Below are 21,533 nucleotides of genomic sequence, written 5' to 3'. Positions count from 1 at the left end.
TTACAGGTTTCTACTTGTTCATGCGGGCCAAATGCTGGCTGTACTGAAAAATCCGCTCCAGGGACAGCTTGCGGATGGCAGGTTCGTCGAATTTCATCGGCCGTGAGTTGGCCTCGAAGAACCACAGGTCACCGGCCTCATCGACACCAAGATCCATGGACATCTCACCCAGCATCATTTCGGAGGCCCGTTCAATCTGGCGGGCAATCAGCAGCGCAGTGGTGGGGACATTCTTGAGAATAGCTGCGGCCCTTTCTGGACCGAAGGTTCCTTCCAGCATGGTTGCCGGCTCTTCAATGCTGCCCCCGCGCGGCACATGGGTTGTAATGCTCCGGGCGCCGGCCAGCCTTGCACCGATTCCGGTCACTGCCCAGCCTCCCCGGCTATTCTTCTGCAGGAGGACCCGCAGATCGAAAGGCCGCCCGTGGTGTGTTGCGAGCTGAATGGCTTGCTGCACAATATAACGGGATTGTTTTTTTTCCTTGCTGATCCGTGCCCACAAGCGGTCCATGGAGGCCGCTTTGTAGGTCGCGTTCTTTTTGCCGCTCTGTATCTGCAGCCGATAGGGCAGGCTTACATCCTCGCGGTATTTAAGCCGCATAATCCCCTTGCCGGCTTTGCCGCTTTCCGGCTTCAGGTAGAGGCTGTCATGAGTACTCAGCATAGCGATAAGGGTGTTTGCGCTGCGCAGCCGTCTAGTTTTGGGCACATGCTTCGAGGTTGCGCGCGATGCCTTCAGCCATTCAAACAAATCCCATTTATTAAAAAACCTCGGGTTGTAGAGCTTGATATGATCATGCTCCAGGCACTCGGCAATTTTGCGGGCGACTGGTGCTTTTTCTTCTTCTTCACGATTGGAAATCCGGTTATAAATGACCTGCGGCAGCGGGACAGGAATGCTGTACCACAGCTTGCCGCTGGGGGAAGGGACGTAGCCGTTCACCGTCCGCTCCTCCAGCTTTAAATCACGCGTAGTCACAACGTACACAAGAAAGCCCATTTCTCTGCCGGTGCGGATGATGTCGCGGAAGTTATTGCGGTTGCCGCGAAATTGCTTTACTCTGTCACTGGTCGTTAGTATAGCTATTACGGGTTTGCTCGGGTCAGGGATTCGGCTGTTCACAGATCATCCCTCCTGCGGAATTTGCTGAGATAGAGGCAATGCTCCAGGATGTGCTCAATGGAAGCTTTGCCCTCAGCGCGCAGGGAAGGATGGCGGAAGATCGAGCGTCCCGGTTTGGCGTTAGCCTCGAACATCCAGATATCTTCATCCTGGTCAATTCCAAGGTCAAAGCCGATTTCGCCAAGCAGATGGTGGTGCTGGGTCTCCAGCGACTCGGCCAGCTTAACGGCGGTTGTTTTCGCCCGTTGCAGCACTTCATCCGCTCTGGCGCCGAATACGCGGCCCAGGGCCTGTTGCGGTGTGAGCAGGGCGCCCCCGTTCTTCAAGTGGGTGGTCACACTGCCTCTGCCGGCTTTTTTGGCTCCGATACCTACAACCACCCATTGATTGCTGCCGTTCTTATGCATATGGAAGCGGAAGTCAATGGGGCAGGAGTCAATTTCGATCAGGCGGATACCCTGCTGCACCACATAATTACTCAGGCTTTGGCCATGGCGGGCGCGCAGCATGCGCATGAGGCTGTCGAAGTTGGTAAACCGCAGCAGCACATTTTTACCGCTCTTGCGGTACCGGGCGAAGTAGCCTTTCTTCGGCAGGTAGGTGAGCCGGTAGATTCCGTGGCCCAGACTGCCTGCGGAAGGTTTGTAGTAGACAAAGTGATGCCGTTCGAGCATCTCCCGCATTTTATCCGGATTTGGGTTGCTGTGCGTTTCCGGTACATAACGGTTTGCTGCCCCGTCATTTTCCAGCAGCCGGTAGATATCTGATTTATTGAAGAAGCTCCAGTTGAAATACGGAATTCTCTTGCGCGCAAACCGTTCACGCAACTGGTTGATATAGGGGGACACCTCAGCTCTGCGGCTGGGCAGACGGTTATATACGACATCCGGCAGCGGTACTACTTTGCGTTCGAATTTGCCGCTTGCATTCAGGAAGAAGCCGTTCACCTGCTCCTGCTGCCAGTCGATGTCACGCGGCATGAAGGCGAAAATATAACATCTGTTGCTGCCTTCCCGCAGGAGCTGCTTAATAAAGCCGGTGCGGGACCCGAAGGGGCTCGCCGAGGACCCGGGGCCGTCGGACAATACACCGACCAGCGGTCCAAGCTGTACTTCATCCTGCAGGTTGCGCAGATAGACGCCGCCTGATTTGGGGACCTTGATTGCACTCTTTACTCCAGTGGCGAGGAACAGATGCTTGCCGGCACGTTTGATCGGCTTGATCGTTGCCGGAATGGCATCTTTTCCGAGCCGCAGGCGGATATTTTTCTTGCCGGTTAGTTTCAGGCTTTTCATCAGTTCACCCGAGACGTAGACAACTCTTTGGGGCTGCTTGGTGAAATGCACATTGCAAAAAGTGAGACCCATTTATGAATCCTCCTTAGGAACCATTGATATCATTCTCCCGTTTGTAACGGAACTGCCGCGTAGATGGCTTGCGGTTTGCTGCTGAATTCAGCAGCAGATGACGCGCATAGCGCAGGGGGTTCTCGGCGGCGAGCTTAGCAGCCCGGCGGTCGCCCGTCAACCGGAACACCGTGCGCCCTGGTTTGGAATTGGCTTCAAGCAGATAGATCCTGCCGCCTTCATCGATACCGAAGTCCAGGCCGAGTTCTCCCAGCCTGCCGCATGATTCCTCCAACAGCGGCGGCAGCAAAGCCGAGGCTGCTGCAAGTTCCTCCATAAGCTCGATTCCCATCTTGCCGTATTCTGCAAGCAGGAAGGGCTGGGCGGGAACCGCTGTTCCCCCGCCATGGAGGTTCGAGGTCAGCGAACCGCGGCTGCCCAACCGGACGGCCATGCCGGTAAGCGTCCAGACGCCTCTGCCGTTCTTCTGCATTAGTACACGCACGTCGAACGGCTGTCCTCCGCTGCCGGTCAGATGAAGGTAAGGTTGTATAATATAGCGGCGCGGGCCGATAAAGTCATGGATCCAGCTCAGACCTTCGTCCAGCGTGCGGAAACCTTTCTCAAAGGGGGCATTTGCCTCATCACGACCTCTTAAGCTTATGCGCCCGCCCTCGTTATTGCTTAGGCGCTTCGCATGGATTGTGCGTTTGCCATGGGTGCCGGACCTTGGCTTCAGAAAAACGCCATCCTCTCTTTCTGCGAGCATCGTGCCCAAATCACCGGTGCCGGTGTAAAGTCTGGTCTCGGGCAGCCATGCGGAAGCTCTGCGGCTGCGCCGCAAAATTTCATAGACGCTCCATTTATCTGGCAATCCACGCGACCAGGGAAGTGACCGGGATAAGGCAGCCAGGGCGGAAGCGGCGGATCTTTTTTCCTGCAGGCTTGAGTATAGACAACGGTTATACAGAATGTCGGGCGGAGCTGCCAGGGTAGGCTGCCACTGTCCGTCATTCCAGATATAGCCGCGTATGGATTGGCCGTCTCTTGCAACTCCCTCCGGGTGAAAGATAAGCACCTGCAGATCATACAGCGGGGCTACCCGGCATAACTGACTGCAGAACTCCGGTTCCGCGATGGGAGGATTCCCGCGGCGGCGGCCCGTCATGATGCCAAGGAACCCCATTGCTGTCTCTGTCATAATGCCCTCCTTATAACCCGGCCAAGTAGCGGCAATATAGAATCATCTGTTTGACGGACGGTCTGATTTTCACATCACTGAGGGGCGTGTTGTCGTTTTTGGACGGTTTGGAGTTGACCTCCAGGAGCCAGATTTTTCCCGACTGATCCAAGGCAAGGTCAATGCCGAGCTCCCCGAAATGCGCGGGGATATAGGTTTCCACACCCCTGGCTATCGCCAGAGCCGCCCGTGGAAGCTGCAGCTGTGTGCTTTCTTTGGTCCCGGTCGAGAGGCTGCTCTTGCCGATGGCCTCGCGGACGGTGCTGAGCGTGCCGCCCCGCGCCAGATTGGAGACAAAATGGTTGCTTCCGGCGGTACGGGCAACGATTGAGGTGACACCCCACTTGCCGGTGCCGTTCTTCTGCACGAGTGCCCGGAAATCTACCGGACGCCGTCCAAGCTCTAGTAGAGGGAGCCCCTGCTGAATCTGGTAGCGGGTGGTTTTCATCTTGGGCGCAATGGATTGAAATAACTTCGCCAAGGTCGGATAGACTTGTTTACGCGTGCCAAGCGGTGTCGTGGACAGCAGCCGGTAGCCGCCTCCCTCATCTTTGGAAATGCGGAGAATGCCTTTTCCAAGGCTGCCGCGTACCGGCTTCAGGAAGACACTGGGATAGCTGCTGCACATTTTTTTTAATACGGCGAAGCCGGTTAAGGCATGCGATTCCGGCAAATACCGCTGCAGGGCGGCATCCTGTGCCAGTGCTTCGAACACCTCAGTCTTGTCAAGGAACTTTTCATTGAAGAAATGAGTTCCGTAGCGGGATTTTACATCCGCCAAAAAATGCTGTACGCTAGGTTTATTCTCCACCTTTCGAGTCGTAAGCCGATTGTTAATCACATCGGCAATAGGCAGACTCAGCTTCCGCCATCCCTCGTCGTATACCCAGCCCTCAATGGAGGAGCTGTGTGTTTCCAGCCCTTCCGGGGTAAAGAAATATACATAGGCGCCTTGTGCATGGCAGGCATTAGTAAGCTCCCGGCAGAACAGGGTGATCGGGCCGAATACCCTTTCGGGCCGGTCCGGATGGTCCCGGCTCACCAGAACTCCAATCAGCGGTCCGAGCCGCAAGGTGCGGCTGCCGGAGCTGTATGAAGCGTTCAGTGAAAGCCGTTGCCGCAGTCCGAGTTTCCGTGCCAGCGCTTCGTTTACGCGCAGACTGTCGGCTTTGGGAACCGGAATGACGGTGACCTCCTGCCGGAAAGAGCCGAACGTGAGCCGGATCGTTCCGTGTGCGGGTATTTTGAGCTTTTTCATGGATTTTTCGCCAAGCATTACAGCGTTTTCCTGCAGGATGCCCGAGTGGACCGTGTGGACCGGGATCTTGAATTTGGACATCGTGGATCTCCTTCCAGTAGGCAGCATGATGCCGGCAATATGAATCTTAAGGGTTACATATCATTCATCATATGGAGACATCTGACCCTTGGTGATTGACCTATTCTTTAAAAAGCCGTGCCGGGTTTGAACGAAGCGAATCAGGAAGCAATGCTTACAAAACTTAAGCAGATGCTACCGAAGCGAGTTTTGAACGAAGCTGAATCAGGAAGCGATGCTTACAAAACTTAAGCAGATGCTTCCGAAGCGAGTTTTGAACGAAGCTGAATCAGGAAGCGATGCTCACAAAACTTTTAGGAGGAATTATAATGAACGTAATTGACAAGGCGCATGAACTGGCGAGAGCCATTAAGGAAAGTACAGAGTTTTCGGATATTTCCAGCGCTATGAAGGTAATTGAGGCCGATCCGGAAAGCAAACGGATGCTCGACAGCTTCCGGCAGAGCCAGATTGAGCTGCAGCAGCGCATGATGAGCGGGGAGATGCCTCCACAGGAAGAAATGGAGAAGATGGAGAAGCTGTTCGAGGTGCTGAACCTGAATCTGGGCATCCGTCGCCTGTTTGATGCGGAACGCCGCCTAAGTGTCGTTATCGAGGACGTGAACAAAATCATCACTGACAGCCTGTCGCAAATGTACGGCGGTCAATAATTCTGTATCCGGTCACACTGCTGCCTGGGGTGGCTGCAATGTATGAACAACAGGAGGGTGCCTCCTAGCCTGATGGCTAGAGGACACCCTCCTGTTTGTTGTTTATAGCGATGAAGATTACTCCTGCTTGCCTTCCACCGCACAGAGCAGAATCCCGGCAGCCAGGCCGAGACGGCGGTCCAGCTGGCCGCTGCGGTCCTCGGAGAAGTCGGCGATGATTTTGGTGACGAAGGGATTGAAATTTTGCCGGAAGGCGGGAATGACAGTGTTCCCAAGCTCAATATTATATTTTTGCGGAATGAGGGTGATGAAGCGCCGCAGGAGAGCCATAAGTGTGCTGTTTTCTTTGATTAGCCCGATTTCGGTATCCCGCTGATCCAGGATGGTCCATTCATCCTTCAGGATCGATTTGAGCCCCTTGCGGCGGAGCGCCCCGATATGTTCACCGGTCTCCGAGTCATGCACATCGTAGGTCGCGCTGAAGTCGATTACATTGCGGGCTTTAATGCGCAGCAGCTCCTTTTCCATACTTTCGTCCGTAAACAGTGCGATGTCCTCTTTAAGTTTGAAGGCTTTCATTTGCGAATAAAGCACAAGCTCTTCCGAACTGTTGTAGATGTGCAGCTTAGCGCCCATAATGGAAAAAACTTTTTTGCGGATTATGTACTCAGTATGATTAAATGCGTTATTCAATGTAGAATCGCCTCCCCGTAATGCTAACATCATCTCATATCAGAACAGTGCAGGCTATGGTGTAGATTACTTCCCGGAAGTTTTTTGCAACTTGTCTCATAATTCCGGCTGCATGTTCATAGAGTAGAGATATAGATTCCATGGAACAACCTTTTAAGAGAGAAGGAGCTGTCTGTAATGAAGAAAAGAAACAAGTTCAAGCATGGTGTGTATATGCTGGCGGCACTGGCCATGCTGCTCTATGCACTGCCGAAGCTGTCCTTTCAGAACGGGCCTGGCTGGGTGCTGGGGTTCGGCGTGGTCTGGTGCATTTTTGCCTTTCTGGTGATAGCGTCACATTTGCATTTTATAATCGGTGTGGATGAAGAGAAACAGAAGCGCCTGGAGTCTGTCCGCAAGCATAAGCTGGAGCAGTGGCAGGGCAAATGGAACGAGGAGTCCCGTGTGGCGGAAAGATGATGTAATTCCACCAAAAGTAGTCCCGTTCCCGAATTTCTTCCGCAGTCAGGACAACCCCTGCATCCGCCGCTTTGGCGGGGGCAGGGGTTGTTTATGTTCACAGATATAGCCAAATCTAAGCTTCCGTTGCTGTTGTACTCCACTGTTGCCTCCGTGTATAATAGGTACAGAATAGTACAGATCGGGCTATGGGGGTGTAACAGTTGGAGGGTCAAGGCGATAACATTACAAAACATGAACAGCTGCTCCAGCACATTGAAGGCCTTAAGGTTGGCACCAAAATTTCCGTCCGTAAGCTGGCTAAGGAAATGGCGGTCAGCGAAGGTACCGCTTACCGTGCAGTGAAAGAGGCCGAGAATCTCGGCATTGTCATTACGAAGGAGCGCATCGGTACTGTCCGCGTTGAGAAGAAGCCGCGGAATATTTCCGATCAGCTTACCTTCGGGGATGTAGTGGATATTGTGGAAGGGCATGTACTCGGCGGAGTGAACGGCCTGAATAAGCATCTCCATAAATATGTCATCGGCGCGATGAAGGTTGATGCTATGATCCGTTATATCGACGCTGACAGCCTGCTGATTGTGGGTAACCGTGATGATGTGCATTCGCTTGCGCTGGAGCAGGGTGCAGGCGTGCTTGTGACGGGGGGCTTCGGGACAAGCCGTGAGGTCAAAGCGCTTGCTGACGAGCTGGACCTGCCGGTGATCTCTTCAAGGCATGATACGTTTACTGTGGCCTCCATGATTAACCGGGCCATATTTGACAGGCTGATTAAGAAAAAGATCATGCTGGTTGAAGATATCGTGGATAACAAGCCGCGGCTGAACACCCTGAAAGTTACAAGCACCGTCGGGGAATTGCGGATGCTGTCACAGACCAGCGGCGAACTGCGTTTCCCGGTTACAGATGAATGGAACCGGGTTATCGGCATCGTCGGCCGCAGGGATGTGGAGGAGTTCAGTGAGGAGCACAGCATTGAGAAGGCGATGATCCGCAGCCCTGTCACAGCTGCCCTGCAGACGTCGCTGGCCTCGGCGGCGCAGATCATGATGTGGGAGGGCATTGACTTCCTGCCCATCGTGGACCGCAACCGCAAGCTTGTAGGCTCGCTGACCCGCAGGGAGGTACTGCAGAGCCTGCGTGACGTCAGCAATCAGCCGCAGCTCGGGGAGACTTTCGACCACCTGATTTGGAACGGCTTTGCCGAGGAGCGGGACGAGGAAGGAAAGCTGTTCTTCCACGGCTTCATCACACCGCAAATGGCGACGGATCTGGGTACAATCTCCGAAGGTGTGTTATCCACGCTGATGACGCTTTCCGCATTCAAGGCGGCTAAGGACATCACCGGGAACGACTACGTGCTGGACAATATGTCAACATATTTTATCCGCCCGGTACAGATTGAGCATTCGGTTATCGTCTTGCCGAGGCTGCTGGAGATCAGCCGCCGGACCTGCAAGCTGGAAATTGAGATCTCCCACAATGACACAATAGTTGCCAAAGCGGTGCTGATGCTGCAGTCGATCGACCACGGCTGAACCTTCATATTCTACCAAAAAGACTATCCCGCCGGGATAGTCTTTTACGCATATACAATACAGCGGTTGTCTTCTAATTGAACCGGTTCACTTAAGGATGCTGAAGATGCCGGCAATGCAGCCAGACTAATGGCGGGTAAAATGATTTTCATTCCTGTTCCGGCTGTAGTATCCGTGGCTGCGCAGTCCGGAGAAAATGTTGAAGGCACCGATCACAAGGAAAACCGCCTCCACAATGACATTGACCGTGGAACCGCGGAAGAGAAACATCGACATCAGCGACAGCGTCACCAGCATGGCGCCGAGCAGCACATTCATAATAGCGCGCTTGCGGCCTTTTTCCATAGGATCTGGCGCTCTGCGCGAGGATAAGCTGTACACGGCGGCACCGATCATACAAATCACCAGCAGGACAAACAGCACGTACTTGATGAGCAGAATCATGGACAGGCAGCTCCTTTATCAACGTAGTGGAAAATGATAGTTTTGCCCTATGATGTATCCGTATATCACCTGTCCACTATTGTAGCATGATTGGCCTCAGCTGCGCTTATATGGATTAATTTCCACCCAGATTTGCAGTACCCCCTCCATGACGAGCATGGTGCGGATTTTGACCGCGTATTCCTTTTCGCGCACGATGTATATTTTACCGTCCAGAAGCAGCCGGGCCAGCTTGCCGTCCGTGTCGATTTCGAACATACTGCGTCCGCGCATCGGTTCAAGGTCGGAGACCATTTTGCTGATAATCTCTTTGGTCGTAACGGGATCCAGAGCCTCAGCGCCGTCCTTGACCTTGCTGTCCTCTGTGCGCAGCTTGATCTCCCGGATGACGGTAGAGGTGTTGTTGTATTTTTTGAGTGTCTGGATATCCTTCCGGTATTGCTCGATCTGCACACGAAGATCCTGATTGTTCAGCCAGAGCACATTATACCCCATATGAAAAATAGCATTGTATGCGACAGCTCCTGCGACCATGCCGAGTACAAACACGGCGGAAATCTGCGAGAAGCGGCGGTAGCGGTGGAACGGGGGGATTCTCATTCCGGCATCACCCCTTGCCGCACACCCATTTGACCAGCTCGCTGCCCATATGAGCGCCCAGGAAGGCAAATACTAGATAGAGAATTTGCTTGATGGCGGGGGAGAGGTTGCCTCCCAGCATGTTGCTCTCAATGACCCGCATCGGGTCGATTGTTCCGCCGACAGCGGCGGCAAGCGCCCAGATTTTAATCCGGTCCGCGATATCCAGCATAGTCTGTGTAGGCGGCTGCAGGGAGACAACCGCACCGATTCCGCCCAGCATGGCTCCACCCAGTACGATGCCGCAGGCAATAAAGAAGTCTAGGACGGCTTTGCTCAAAAACACGTTCATACAAGGCCCCTTTCCGGACCAGGCCTGTTCGTCAGCTCAGCCTGTCCTTGTGCTCTTACTCCATTCTATGGGCGGTTCCCCCTTTAATATGATAAAATAGTTTCATCTTATGTTTTGATTATTGACTGAAGGGAAGTGGGGATATGAGCCCTTACGTGCATTTGCATGTGCACAGCGAATACAGTTTACTGGACGGGGCGGCGCGCATTACCGATCTCGTGCGCCGGGCCGGCGAATATGGCATGAAGTCGCTGGCGCTGACCGATCATGGCGTGATGTACGGGGCAATCCCCTTCTATAAAGCTTGCAAGGCTAATGGCATCAAGCCGATCATCGGCTGTGAAGCTTATTTGACTGCCGGCTCGCGGCGTGAGCGGGGCAGCCGCAAGGATCAGCCGATCTACCACCTGATCCTGCTCGCCAAGGATGAAACCGGCTACAAAAATTTGATGAAGCTGATCTCGATCGGCCATCTGGAAGGCCAGCATTACAAGCCCCGCATCGATATGGAATCCCTGGCCGCGCATGCTGAAGGCATCATCTGCCTCAGCGCCTGCCTGGGGGGCGAGGTGCCGCAGCATTTGCTGCATGGGCGGGATGACGAAGCGCGCCGGGCGGCGCTGAGATATAAAGAGATTTTTGGCGGGGACTTCTATCTGGAGCTGCAGGATCATGGCATTCCGGAGCAAAAGCGGGTGAACCCGAAGCTGATCGCCCTTGCCGCCGAATGTGATATTCCGCTGGCCGCCACGAACGATGTGCACTATCTGGCCAAGGAGGATGCCGAGGTACAGGATGTGCTGATCTGCATCGGCACCGGTAAGACGGTGGATGATGAGGAACGGCTGAAGATCGGGACAGACCAGCTCTTTTTCAAAAGCGGCGAGCAAATGGCGGCACTGTTCCCGCATGTGCCGGAAGCCATTCTCAACACCGAGGCCATTGCCGGGAAATGCAATCTGGAGCTGACGTTCGGGGGCCATATTCTGCCGGAATATTCCCCGCTGCCGGAAGGGCTGGATGCGGCAGCTTACTTGCGTGAGCTGTGCCGCAGCGGGCTGGAGGAGCGTTATGCGGATACACCGCTGTGGGCCTCGCCGGAGCAAAAGGCAACAGCTGAGAACCGGCTCGACTATGAGCTGGGTGTCATTGAGAGCATGGGCTTCAGCGATTACTTTCTGATCGTCTGGGACTTCATCGCTTATTGCCACCGGCAGGGCATCGCTACCGGACCGGGCCGCGGATCTTCCGCAGGCAGCCTGACCGCGTACAGTCTGCGGATTACTGATGTCGATCCGCTGAAGTACAATCTGCTCTTCGAGCGTTTCCTGAATCCCGAGCGGATCACGATGCCGGATATTGATATCGACTTCAGCGACGAACGGCGCGATGAGGTCATCGCTTATGTCGTTGATAAATACGGCCAGGAGCATGTGGCGCAGATCATCACCTTCGGAACGATGGCGGCGCGGGCGGCGGTGCGTGACGTGGGCCGGGCACTGAACCTGCCCTATAACGAGGTGGACAAGGCTGCGAAGCTGATTCCCGGCCAGCTCGGCATCAGCATTGCCCGGGCGCTGGAGAGCAGCCCTGATCTTAAGGCGCTGTATGAAGGCAATCCGAAGACCAGAGGCCTGCTGGACATGGCGATGAAGGTCGAGGGCATGCCCCGCCATGCTTCCACGCATGCCGCAGGGGTCGTCATCTCCAAAGGTCCGCTGACCGATGCTGTGCCGCTTCAGGCCGGCAACGAGAGCACCGCGCTCACCCAGTACTCCATGGAGCATCTGGAGAGTGTCGGACTGCTCAAGATGGACTTTCTGGGGCTGCGGACTTTGTCGATTATTGAACGCTGCACGAACTGGATCAAGGAAATGAGCGGCAGTACACCCGATTTCCGCAGCATTCCCGATGACGATCCGCTAACCTATGAGATGCTTGGTGCGGGTGAAACGACCGGCGTCTTTCAATTGGAGTCGGCGGGGGTAAGACGCGTGCTGAAGGATCTGAAGCCTTCAGGGTTCGAGGACATAGTCTCCGTGCTGGCGCTGTACCGCCCGGGTCCGATGGAATTTATTCCTAAGTTTATTGCCGGAAAGCACGGCGAAATCGAAGTGGAGTATCCGCATGCTGACCTGACGCCGATCCTTGCCGATACTTACGGGATCATCGTATATCAGGAACAGATTATGCAAATCGCCTCGCGGATGGCCGGGTTCTCGCTCGGTGAAGCCGATCTGCTGCGCCGCGCGGTGTCGAAGAAGAAACGCGAGACACTGGATAAAGAGCGAAGTCACTTCGTGGAGGGCAGCTTGAGGCTCGGCTATCTGGAGACCGATGCCAACGCTGTCTATGATATGATTGTGCGGTTTGCCGATTACGGCTTCCCGCGCGCCCATGCTGCAGCTTACGGCGTGCTGGCCTTCCAGACGGCTTATCTGAAGGCACATTATCCTGTGCAGTTTATGTCGGCGATGCTGACAGCAGTAATGGGCACACACCGCAAGGTGGCCGAATATGTGCTGGAATGCCGCCGCACGGGCATCGGCGTATTACCGCCGGATGTCAACGAGAGCGGCGTGTTGTTTACGCCTGTGCCGGGAGAAGGCAGCGGCCATATCCGTTTTGGTCTGGCTGCGGTCAAGAATGTCGGCACGCTGGCTGTGGAGAACATCATCGCCGTCCGCAAGGAGCGGCCGTTCGACAGCCTGCTGGATTTCTGCCGCCGCGTTGATCTCCGGGTCTGCAACAAGCGCGTGATAGAATCGCTGCTGCAGGCCGGCGCTTTCGACCGTCTGCAAGGCCACCGGGCACAGCTGCTTGCGATGCTGGATGAGACAGTCGATGCCGCGCTGAAATGGCGCAAGGAGCGCGACGAGCTGCAGATCCAGCTGTTCGACGATCTGATTGAAATGCCGAACTGGGAAATCCGCTATCCGGATATCCCGAAATTCACCATCGGCCAGCAGCTGGAGCTGGAGCGCGAGCTGCTCGGGCTGTATCTGTCCGGCCATCCGCTGGACGACAGCGCCGAGCTGCTGGAGGAGCCGGGCATGCAGCGGCTGATGGATCTCGGCGAGGCCGAGGATGAGAGCCAGATCGTAACGGCAGGCATGGTTGTGTCGCTCAAGGAAATTACGACAAAATCCGGCAAAGCGATGGCTTTTGTCGAATGGGAGGACCAGATCGAGCGCTGCGAGGTCGTGCTGTTCCCTGAGGTGTGGAAGCGGAGCCGCAGCCTGATCGAGAAGGGTGCGCTCTTGGCCCTGCGCGCCAAGGTGCAGCAGGAGGACGAGGGCTTCAAGCTGCTGGCCGAAGAGGTCGCGCCGCTTGGCGCCGACACGATTCGCAGCCTGCTGCAGCGCCGCAGCGCAGCTGCCGCCCGCGCGTCCGCCGCGGGCCGCACCCAGACGGCAGGCGCACCCGGAGGTGCGTCTGCTTCCCGGGCGGGCGCAGGCGGCCCTGGCGCCGCCCGCAGCAACGCAGGCGGCGTTACCGCGCCTGCGCCCGCAAGGCCCGCTGCCGCGCAAGCAGCGGCACCGCAGGAAGCCCCGCGCTCCGCAGCGCCGGGACCGGCAGGACAGCGTCCTGCAGCCGCAGACGCTGTGGAGTCCGCTGGCCGGAGTCCCGGCGCAGCGGGGAGCGGCCAGCGTGTCTTTATCAAGATCACGCCGGACTCCGAGAACCCGGCGCTGCTCTCGCGCCTGCAGGCGCTGCTGCAGACCCATCCCGGCCCTGCAGCCACCCTGCTGTTCTACGAGCGTGACCAGAAGCTGCTCGAGCTCAGCGACGGCTACCGGATCGAGCCTTCCCAGGAGCTGTTCGCAGTGATCGAGGGGATGCTTGGAGCAGGTACAGTCCGAATAAAATAAGAACATTTCCGCCTTTTTCCGCATACATTAGGAAACCACAGGGAACTGTCCCGTGCGGAAAGGGGAATCACATCATGTCCTATCAAATGGCAAAAGAGCTGCTGGAGCGCAGGGGAGTCACGCTAACGTCCATCGCTGAGATCGTATATATTTTGCAGTCGGCGTATTATCCGGATTTAACCGAAGAAGAGTGTTTATCGAGCGTTAAATCGGTGCTGGGCAAAAGAGAGGTGCAGTACACGCTGATGACAGGCGTTGCGCTGGATGAATTGGCTGAAAAAGGCCTGCTGCCGCAGCCGCTGCAGGCGGTGATGGAGGCGGATGAATCGCTCTACGGAGCGGACGAGACTCTGGCGCTTGGCATCACCGGCGTATACGGAATGATCGGGCTGACAGGCTTCGGTTATCTGGATAAAATAAAGCTCGGCATTATCGGCAAGCTGAATGATGATGAGCAGGGGATTCATGTATTTCTGGACGATCTTGTCGCGGGAATTGCGGCGGCGGCATCCGCCAGAATTGCGCACCGGCATGAAGGGGCCAAGGTGTATCCCCATGTCAGCGGTACGGAATAATTAACCCCCATTATTTGGTGGATAATGCTCCCTGGTCTTGCTTTCTGCGCCTTACTCCTGTTGCGGGAAAAAAGAAAACTGTGTTATCATGATTCCATTATACGGGATACGGCTGGGAATTGAGATTAGGGAGGCTTTGCAGGGCATGTGGACGGTAATTTATATTGCGCCAACCGCCAGAGTGGCGGATATGATTCAGAGCAAGCTTACGGAAGAAGGATTTATGGTAAAGTGCCGTCCGGTCAATATGTCCAAGCAGCAGTTCGAGATTCTGGTTCCTTCGGGAGAACTGGAGGAAGTGCAGGAAGTCCTTAATCTAATTTTACATCCCTGAATAGACATCAAGATGGCATTCATGACAGCGGCAAGCTGCTATATGCGCAAATAAACGGCTGAAGAGGTGCGACCCTTGTTCAAAGATTTATTTCAGAAAAAACGGAAGTACGCGACTATTCCTTCAGAACGTCTGGAGCGGAGCGGCGGACCGGTAGAAGGCGAACGCCCCAAACGGGAGATTCCCGAGGGCTTAATGAGCAAATGCAGCAAATGCGGAACGATCCAGTACAGCAAGGAGCTGGAGAAGAATCTGAAAGTATGCCCTTCGTGCGGTTATCATATGCGGCTAAACGCGTCGGAACGGATCGCAATGATCCTTGATCCGGAAGGCTTTATCGAGTTCGACAGTGAAATGGCATCCGTAGACCCGCTGCAGTTTCCGGGCTATGCCTCCAAGCTGGAACAACAGCAGTCCAAAACTGGACAGGTTGAAGCCGTGCTTACAGGCCAGGGAACCATTGGCGGTCATCCGGTGATTGTTGCCGTGATGAATTTTGAGTTCTTCACCGGCAGTATGGGCTCGGTTGTAGGAGAGAAGATTACCCGGGCTGTAGAAGAAGCTACAGAGAAGAAGCTCCCGATGCTGATCTTTTCGACTTCGGGCGGAGCCCGGATGCAGGAGAGTATCCTCAGTCTGATGCAGATGGCGAAGACAAGCGCAGCGCTGGCCCGGTTTGGCGAAGCGGGGGGACTCTATATCTCTGTCATTACGGACCCGACAACGGGCGGAGTATCCGCCAGCTTTGCCAGTCTTGGCGATATTATTATTGCCGAGCCTGGAGCAGTATTCGGTTTTGCCGGAAGAATCGTCATTGAGCAGACCATTCGGCAGAAGCTTCCGGATGATTTCCAGACTGCTGAATTCAACCTTCAGCATGGTCAGCTTGATCTGGTCGTACACCGCAAGGAATTACGGTCCACGCTAACCAAGCTTTTGGATTTGCACGACGTGAAAGGGGGCTTTTAGGTTGGCGGGAGAGTTGCCTTTTGAAATGCCTCTGGTAGAAATGCGCAAGAAGATTGCCGAACTGAAGCAGTTCGGTGAAGAGAAGGGCATTGATTTCAGCGATGAGATCGCCCGGCTTGAGGAACGTTACCGCGTACTTGAGGAAGAGATTTATACCGATATTTCTGCTTCACAGAAGATGCATCTGGCCCGGCATCACGGACGTCCGACTTCGCTTGATCTTATAGGGCTGATCTTTACTGATTTTATTGAGCTGCACGGCGACCGTCTGTACGGCGACGATCTGGCTGTAGTAGGCGGAATCGGCAAGCTCAACGGCGTCCCGGTTACCGTAATCGGCCAGCAGCGCGGCAAGGATACGAAGGAGAACATTCTGCGTTTCTTCGGCAGCGCGCATCCCGAAGGCTTCCGCAAGGCGATACGCCTGATGAAGCAGGCGGAGAAGTTTGGCCGTCCGATCGTTACCTTTGTCGATACCAAAGGGGCTTACCCCGGTAATACGGCGGAGGAGAGAGGCCAGTCCGAAGCGATTGCCAGCAGCCTGTATGAGATGTCTCAGCTTGGCGTGCCGGTCATCTGCATCATCATTGGTGAAGGCGGAAGCGGCGGAGCGTTGGCGATGGCTGTAGGCAACCGTGTTCTGATGCTGGAGCATGCCATCTATTCAGCGATCTCCCCGAACGGTGCGGCGTCCATTCTCTGGAAGGATGCCTCGAAGGCGGAACAAGCCGCAGAAGCGATGAAGATCACCGCCGCCGATCTGCTGGAGATGGAAGTGATTGAGGAAATTGTTCCTGAACCGCGGGGTGGCGCACACCGTGATTACGAGTCTACTGCCGCTGCGCTCAAGGATGCCATATGGCGCCATTTGCAGGAGCTGTCGAACCTGGATTTTGCGGAACTTAAAGAAGACCGCTACCGCAAATTCCGCAAAATCGGCGAGTTTTCCGAAGCTCAGCAGGAAGCCGTTAACCCGGAAGAAGAAGTGCAGAACGTGGAGTAATACTCCCTGTTTCATTTGCACTTTCAGACATATAGTCCTATCAGCAGGTCCAAAATATGGACTGGCCTGAATAAACATTTATTACCATTGAAATAATCCTGCGGCATTCGCAGGGTTATTTTTATTTTGCCCTGAAACTTCATGTATTCGACTTAAATTTACAGTAAAAGAAGGCTATAACATTGATTTTGTGTCCAAGTTGCAGTAATATTCATTAGGGCGCAGTAAAAGGTACATGTGATAAAGTTCCTATACAAACAGAAAGCCTTATAGTAGATTTTGTAGTTGGAAAAAGTGAGACAGAGAGAACGAAAAAACGGAGGAAAACCTAATGCGGAAAAGTAAAATTGTATGTACGATCGGTCCTGCTAGTGAATCGTTGGAGAATATCAAAAAATTGATCTTGGCTGGTATGAATGTGGCCCGTCTGAACTTCTCCCACGGCGATTTTGAAGAGCACGGCAACCGGATCAAGACGATCCGTCAGGCATCTAAAGAACTGGGCAAAACTGTTGCCATCCTGCTCGACACCAAAGGACCGGAGATTCGCACAGGCAAGCTGGAAGTAGAACCGATTGAACTGGTTCAGGACGAGTATCTGACATTGACTACGGAAGAGATCCTTGGCGACCAAAACCGTATCTCCATCACTTACAGCGACCTGCCTAATGATGTTCAAGTAGGCTCGACCATCCTGATCGATGACGGCCTTATCGGACTTACCGTTGTCGACATTCAAGGCACAGAAATCAAGACCCGTATTGTTAACGGCGGTACGATCAAGAGCAAGAAGGGCGTTAACGTACCAGGAGTTGCCATCTCCCTGCCGGGTATTACGGAAAAAGACACCAACGATATCGTTTTTGGGATCGGACAGGACATCGATTTTATCGCCGCTTCCTTCGTTCGCAAAGCTAGCGACGTTCTGGAAATCCGTGCACTGCTTGAGAAGCACAATGCTTCCCATATTCAAATCATCTCCAAAATCGAAAACCAACAAGGTGTTGACAACCTTGATGAAATTTTGGCAGCTTCCGACGGCCTGATGGTTGCCCGCGGCGACCTTGGTGTGGAAATCCCTGCTGAAGATGTGCCTTTGGCTCAAAAGCTGATGATCGAAAAATGTAACATCGCCGGCAAACCGGTAATCACAGCTACCCAAATGCTGGATTCCATGCAGCGCAACCCGCGTCCTACCCGCGCTGAAGCAAGTGACGTAGCGAACGCTATCTTCGACGGAACAGATGCAATCATGCTGTCCGGTGAAACTGCTGCCGGGAAATATCCGGTAGAGTCCGTTCTCACAATGTCCCGCATTGCTGAGAAAGCTGAGTCTGCCCTGAACCACCGTGAAATCTTCATGAAGCAACAAATTGCTCAAGAAACAACGGTTACTGAAGCCATCAGCCAATCCGTAGCGATTTCCGCTCTGGACCTGAACGCTAAAGCTATCATTTCTTCGACTGTAACTGGCCACACTGCACGCGTGGTTTCCAAATACCGTCCTAAATCGCAAATTATTGCCGTGACTACTCAAGAAAGAACTATGCGTCAATTGGCTCTCGTATGGGGCGTAACTCCTGTATTCGGTAAAGAAGCTACGTCGACAGACGAATTGCTGCAAACTGCCCTTAAAGGCGGTAAAGATTCCGGTCTGGTTAAAGCAGGCGATCTTGTTGTAATTACAGCGGGTATCCCACTGGGACGTTCCGGTTCCACAAACCTGGTGAAAGTAGACACCATTCCAGCTGACTAAGCTTAGGAGTCTTCTATAACGCAGATTGTTCTATTCATAAAAAGCAATGGTGAATTCCACCATTGCTTTTTTTGCTTGATATACGAGGGTCAAATGTATATATTGGATTGAGAGTTTCGGGCAAAATAAACACTAGGAACGTATGAGAATGGGGTTTCTTGTGTTAACGAGAGGCGAGCCCTTATGATAAACACGTTTAACTACAAAAGTATCTCCGGCGGAGTTGGGGCTTGAAGGGACGGCAACTGCGGTTTTGTTCTGTACCATAATACCTCCATCGGCTGGAGTGAGCTTAGGGCTTTTGCCGTTGATCGTGCAGCGGCTGAACCTTGTGGGTGTTACCCGGGCAAGCGCGCCTATAGTTCCGCCGACTTGGGGGGCTTCCATGATCCATTCAGCGGAGGACTGCGGGCCTGTGTAATGCTGTATAGTGCGGAAAATCCAGTTCTTGCTGAGATTCCGCAGGGTTATGCGCCATTTGCCGCGGCTGATCTTTGCGATGGTTGCCCGCATGCGGTCTCCGGGAGAGACCGGGAGAGGAATAACCGTCTCCATTGCCGGCAGTATTTCCCACCAGGGATAGTAGCGGACGACTCCATTTATAGATTCATGTGCGGTGCCGGTCTGAATCAGATTGCTGTTTTTGAAGCCGTCGATTCCAATCCAGGCCGAGGAATAGCTGGCTTTGGAAGTGGGCTTGACATAGGGGACAACCCACTCGCCGGAGATCCTCCGGAAGGCTCCTTTTTTGCCTGTGATGGCATATCCGCTCCAGTTGCTGGAGGTCCAGCCGAAGCCCGTGCTTTGAGCTCTTCCCTTGTTGGTTTTGTCCGTGAGACAAGGCCGACCGCGCTTTAATTTATAAACTGTGCTCACTTGTTCACCGCCTCTATTAGGTTCTGCTCTATCTAATGCGGCGAAGTCTTGCAAAGGTTGGGTATTCTGTTAAAAAGGATTGGAGAGGAAATATAGCACAAATGGAAAAACTACTGAAGCTGCGCGGCTTTTATCTCTTCCTGGGACTTGCCGGCGGCTCGTTTGGTTCCTATCTGACGCTGTTGCTGAAGTATAACGGAATGGATGTCAGCCAAATTGGTATGATGATGGCGGTAGGAACACTTATTGCCATATGTATTCAGCCTGTATGGGGTCTTATCTCCGATAGGTATAACCAGGCGCGTCTTGTACTTATTCTAAGTGTGGCTGTGCCGGCGGTGCTGGCCGTATTCTACCGTTCGGAATATTTCATTGTTCTTCTGCTGGTATACACGGTGTCCACGATCTTCTCGTCCACACAGGCCCCTATCGCCGATTCTTACGCCATTGCAGCGGCGAACAGAGCCGGATCCACCTACGGCAGCATCCGGCTGATGATGAGCATAGGAGCGGCTGTAGGGGCCTATGCCGGTGGCCAGTATGTTGAGAGATTTTCAGTCTCTACGATATGGCTCCCGTTCCTGCTCTTAAATTCAGTTGCCGTCATTTTTGCCCTGACCCTGCCCAGACAGGCGGAAGAGAATCATATGATGAGCCAATCGCTGGCTCAAGGGGTCAAAAAACTGCTCGGCAACCGCATCTTCCTGGCTTTTCTGGGCGGCAGCTTTTTGGTGAACCAGACGATGACGGCTTTCGGCACTTATTTTGTAGTGGCCTTCCAATCTGTCGGCGGCTCCACCGGGTATGCCGGAATTGCGCTTTTCCTAGCCTCTGTGACCAACGTGCCCTCCATGCTGTATGCCTCGAAAGTCATCCGTAAGCTGGGACGCGAGCGTACGCTGCTGCTGGGTGCACTGATCTATGTGCTGCGCTGGGGGATTCAGGTAGCCTTTCCCCATCCTTCGGTGATGATCGGCGTGCAGGTGCTGCACGGTCTGTCATTCGGGCTCTTTTATATTGCTGCTGTTGAATATGTGTCGCAGATTACCTCATCCGAAATGCAGGCAACAGGCCAAAGTGTCTTCAATATCGTATTTTCCGGTTTTGCGGGAATTCTGGGCAATTTGCTGAATGGATTTCTGCTTAGTCAGGGCGGTGTCGGGCTGATGAATGTGTCTTGCATGATAAGTTCTGCCGTCGGGGCGGTACTGCTCTTCTATGTAGCCAGAAGCTCAAGGAGCAGCGTTCCGAAGACGATGTCCTCGGGCGGAGTTGGCGTCTAGCTGCCGCTTCCGCAAGTTAATACAGAAAGGAGCATATGTTATGGAATCACGTAATCGGGTGCTTTCCAGCCGCTGGCACAGCACTGCTTTCCGCGTGCGTTACCAGGAAACCGATCAAATGGGTGTGGTGTACCACGCCAATTATTTAAGCTGGTTCGAGAGCGGGCGCACCGAGATGTTCCGCGAGCTCGGCTTCGCCTACCGTTCACTGGAGAACATGGGAGTGCTTCTTCCTGTGACTGCGGCAGATTTGCAATTTAAAAGTCCGGCGCGATATGATGATCTTATCGCCGTCTATGCGCGGCTTAAGGTTTTTTCAGCTTTGAGAGTTGTGTATGAATATGAGGTGCGCCGGATTGAGGAAGATGGGGAAAGTGGCGGCGAAGGTTCTGCGGAACACGGAGAGCTTTCAGCGCTGACTACAGCCCAGACTCTTCCGGGAGAACTTCTGGTTAGCGGTTCTACCAGTCATGTCTGGCTGAACAAGGACTGGAAGCCGGTAAGACTGGATCGGGCGCTGCCGGAGCTGTATCAAGCGATAACCGGGGCGCTCAGGGAAGAAGAAGGAGGAGCAGTATGATCGGGAACAAATGGCTGTGGGCTGCCTTGTTTATTATCCCGGCCGTGGAATTATTCGGGTTCATCTATGTCGCTGGTTATCTTGGAGCGCCCAAAACGCTGCTGCTCATTCTGGCTACTTCAGTGATAGGACTGCTCATGATGCGGTTCGAAGGCAAAAAGGTACTGCAGGACAGCAAAATACAAATGCAGGAAGGCAAAGTGCCCGGACGGACGATGCTGGACGGCTTGTGTATTTTTTTCGGCGGTCTGCTGCTGATTCTGCCGGGCTTTGTAACGGATATAATCGGCTTTTCTTTGGTGTTTCCGCTGACCCGGCCGCTGTACCGGGTTTTTCTGCTTAGATGGATTGAGAAGAAAATGAAAAATGGCAGCTTCACCTTTTACCGCAGGTAACAGAAACCTGTCTATGCGCTGCTTTGTGTACCAGACGAATAGCATGAACCTAGGAAACGAAACAGAGCGGAAGCCGTCTACTTGGATGGCTTCCGCTCTGTTTCGTTATAAGGGACTGTTTTACGGT

At 53.9% G+C, this 21,533-nt stretch carries 21 protein-coding genes; 12 read left to right on the top strand and 9 right to left on the bottom strand.

Annotated features, from left to right (window positions below):
• Positions 1-10 precede the first annotated feature (10 nt).
• The 4 genes from ACAN56_RS12715 to ACAN56_RS12700 are packed head-to-tail and all read right to left on the bottom strand — an operon-like array spanning position 11 to position 5,048.
• On the bottom strand, positions 11-1,123 hold the full coding sequence (locus ACAN56_RS12715; RefSeq protein WP_379143154.1) for a YheC/YheD family endospore coat-associated protein: 1,113 nt from the start codon (positions 1,121-1,123) through the stop codon (positions 11-13).
• Entirely contained in the window at positions 1,120-2,490 is a 1,371-nt protein-coding gene (locus tag ACAN56_RS12710; RefSeq protein ID WP_379143152.1) for a YheC/YheD family endospore coat-associated protein, read from the bottom strand. The genes ACAN56_RS12715 and ACAN56_RS12710 overlap by 4 nt, the downstream gene beginning before the upstream one ends.
• A 13-nt stretch (positions 2,491-2,503) precedes the next feature.
• A complete protein-coding gene (locus tag ACAN56_RS12705) occupies positions 2,504-3,670 on the bottom strand; it encodes a YheC/YheD family endospore coat-associated protein (protein ID WP_052091965.1) in 1,167 nt (388 codons plus the stop codon).
• A gap of 10 nt (positions 3,671-3,680) precedes the next feature.
• The gene (locus ACAN56_RS12700) at positions 3,681-5,048 is read right to left on the bottom strand and encodes a YheC/YheD family endospore coat-associated protein (protein ID WP_038588888.1); all 1,368 of its coding nucleotides are present in this window, start codon (positions 5,046-5,048) and stop codon (positions 3,681-3,683) included.
• A 308-nt stretch (positions 5,049-5,356) separates the two neighbouring features.
• Between ACAN56_RS12700 and ACAN56_RS12695 the strand changes: the two genes are divergently transcribed.
• Positions 5,357-5,698: a YlbF/YmcA family competence regulator gene (locus ACAN56_RS12695; RefSeq protein ID WP_038588891.1), complete on the top strand. Its 342-nt coding sequence runs from the start codon at positions 5,357-5,359 to the stop codon at positions 5,696-5,698.
• Positions 5,699-5,815: 117 nt separating this feature from the next.
• Here the strand turns inward: ACAN56_RS12695 and ACAN56_RS12690 are convergent, their stop codons facing one another.
• Positions 5,816-6,391 carry an LURP-one-related family protein gene (locus tag ACAN56_RS12690; protein ID WP_038588894.1) on the bottom strand — a complete coding sequence of 192 codons (576 nt, stop codon included), beginning with the start codon at positions 6,389-6,391 and terminating at the stop codon, positions 5,816-5,818.
• 177 nt (positions 6,392-6,568) lie between these two features.
• Between ACAN56_RS12690 and ACAN56_RS12685 the strand changes: the two genes are divergently transcribed.
• On the top strand, positions 6,569-6,850 hold the full coding sequence (locus ACAN56_RS12685) for a hypothetical protein (RefSeq protein ID WP_038588896.1): 282 nt from the start codon (positions 6,569-6,571) through the stop codon (positions 6,848-6,850).
• 203 nt (positions 6,851-7,053) lie between these two features.
• The gene (locus ACAN56_RS12680) at positions 7,054-8,388 is read left to right on the top strand and encodes a DRTGG domain-containing protein (RefSeq protein ID WP_038588899.1); all 1,335 of its coding nucleotides are present in this window, start codon (positions 7,054-7,056) and stop codon (positions 8,386-8,388) included.
• A gap of 126 nt (positions 8,389-8,514) precedes the next feature.
• Here the strand turns inward: ACAN56_RS12680 and ACAN56_RS12675 are convergent, their stop codons facing one another.
• The 3 genes from ACAN56_RS12675 to ACAN56_RS12665 all read right to left on the bottom strand — a co-directional run bounded on the left by ACAN56_RS12675 (position 8,515) and on the right by ACAN56_RS12665 (position 9,763).
• Positions 8,515-8,832, bottom strand: coding sequence for a YtpI family protein (locus ACAN56_RS12675; protein WP_038588902.1), 318 nt, complete (start codon positions 8,830-8,832; stop codon positions 8,515-8,517).
• A 96-nt stretch (positions 8,833-8,928) separates the two neighbouring features.
• Positions 8,929-9,432, bottom strand: a complete 504-nt coding sequence (locus ACAN56_RS12670) for a sporulation membrane protein YtrI (RefSeq protein ID WP_379143148.1) — start codon at positions 9,430-9,432, stop codon at positions 8,929-8,931.
• A 7-nt stretch (positions 9,433-9,439) separates the two neighbouring features.
• Positions 9,440-9,763, bottom strand: a complete 324-nt coding sequence (locus tag ACAN56_RS12665; protein WP_038588909.1) for a YtrH family sporulation protein — start codon at positions 9,761-9,763, stop codon at positions 9,440-9,442.
• A gap of 143 nt (positions 9,764-9,906) precedes the next feature.
• On the opposite strand from ACAN56_RS12665, the gene ACAN56_RS12660 reads away from it, so the two are divergent.
• From ACAN56_RS12660 to pyk, 6 genes are all read left to right on the top strand, one after another.
• Positions 9,907-13,635, top strand: coding sequence for a DNA polymerase III subunit alpha (locus ACAN56_RS12660; protein WP_379143146.1), 3,729 nt, complete (start codon positions 9,907-9,909; stop codon positions 13,633-13,635).
• Positions 13,636-13,709: 74 nt separating this feature from the next.
• Positions 13,710-14,210 carry a phosphatidylglycerophosphatase A family protein gene (locus tag ACAN56_RS12655; protein WP_038588916.1) on the top strand — a complete coding sequence of 167 codons (501 nt, stop codon included), beginning with the start codon at positions 13,710-13,712 and terminating at the stop codon, positions 14,208-14,210.
• A 145-nt stretch (positions 14,211-14,355) separates the two neighbouring features.
• Entirely contained in the window at positions 14,356-14,544 is a 189-nt protein-coding gene (locus ACAN56_RS12650; protein WP_038588919.1) for a hypothetical protein, read from the top strand.
• 75 nt (positions 14,545-14,619) lie between these two features.
• Positions 14,620-15,513, top strand: coding sequence for an acetyl-CoA carboxylase, carboxyltransferase subunit beta (gene accD, locus ACAN56_RS12645; RefSeq protein WP_339225824.1), 894 nt, complete (start codon positions 14,620-14,622; stop codon positions 15,511-15,513).
• A 1-nt stretch (position 15,514) separates the two neighbouring features.
• Positions 15,515-16,516 carry an acetyl-CoA carboxylase carboxyltransferase subunit alpha gene (locus ACAN56_RS12640; protein ID WP_379143142.1) on the top strand — a complete coding sequence of 334 codons (1,002 nt, stop codon included), beginning with the start codon at positions 15,515-15,517 and terminating at the stop codon, positions 16,514-16,516.
• Between the two features lie 331 nt (positions 16,517-16,847).
• Positions 16,848-18,272 (top strand): pyruvate kinase, encoded by a 1,425-nt coding sequence (gene pyk / locus ACAN56_RS12635; protein WP_038588922.1) that lies wholly within the window; start codon positions 16,848-16,850, stop codon positions 18,270-18,272.
• Positions 18,273-18,404: 132 nt separating this feature from the next.
• Here pyk and ACAN56_RS12630 read toward each other — a convergent pair whose 3' ends face one another.
• Positions 18,405-19,148 carry a G1 family glutamic endopeptidase gene (locus ACAN56_RS12630; protein ID WP_379143140.1) on the bottom strand — a complete coding sequence of 248 codons (744 nt, stop codon included), beginning with the start codon at positions 19,146-19,148 and terminating at the stop codon, positions 18,405-18,407.
• Positions 19,149-19,249: 101 nt separating this feature from the next.
• Here ACAN56_RS12630 and ACAN56_RS12625 point away from each other — a divergent pair, with 101 nt between their 5' ends.
• From ACAN56_RS12625 to ACAN56_RS12615, 3 genes are read left to right on the top strand one after another with little or no spacing between them, the layout of a single operon-like run.
• Positions 19,250-20,431 carry an MFS transporter gene (locus ACAN56_RS12625; RefSeq protein ID WP_038588927.1) on the top strand — a complete coding sequence of 394 codons (1,182 nt, stop codon included), beginning with the start codon at positions 19,250-19,252 and terminating at the stop codon, positions 20,429-20,431.
• Between the two features lie 40 nt (positions 20,432-20,471).
• Positions 20,472-21,011 carry an acyl-CoA thioesterase gene (locus tag ACAN56_RS12620; RefSeq protein ID WP_379143137.1) on the top strand — a complete coding sequence of 180 codons (540 nt, stop codon included), beginning with the start codon at positions 20,472-20,474 and terminating at the stop codon, positions 21,009-21,011.
• A complete protein-coding gene (locus tag ACAN56_RS12615; RefSeq protein ID WP_379143135.1) occupies positions 21,008-21,406 on the top strand; it encodes an FxsA family protein in 399 nt (132 codons plus the stop codon). Before ACAN56_RS12620 ends, ACAN56_RS12615 begins: the two co-directional genes overlap by 4 nt.
• Positions 21,407-21,533: the final 127 nt, after the last annotated feature.

Origin of the sequence: Paenibacillus paludis, from assembly GCF_042610515.1 — a bacterium.
Lineage (GTDB): Bacteria > Bacillota > Bacilli > Paenibacillales > Paenibacillaceae > Paenibacillus_AQ.
Note: the sequence above shows the minus strand (reverse complement) of the source record. Positions and strands in the feature narration are given on the sequence as shown.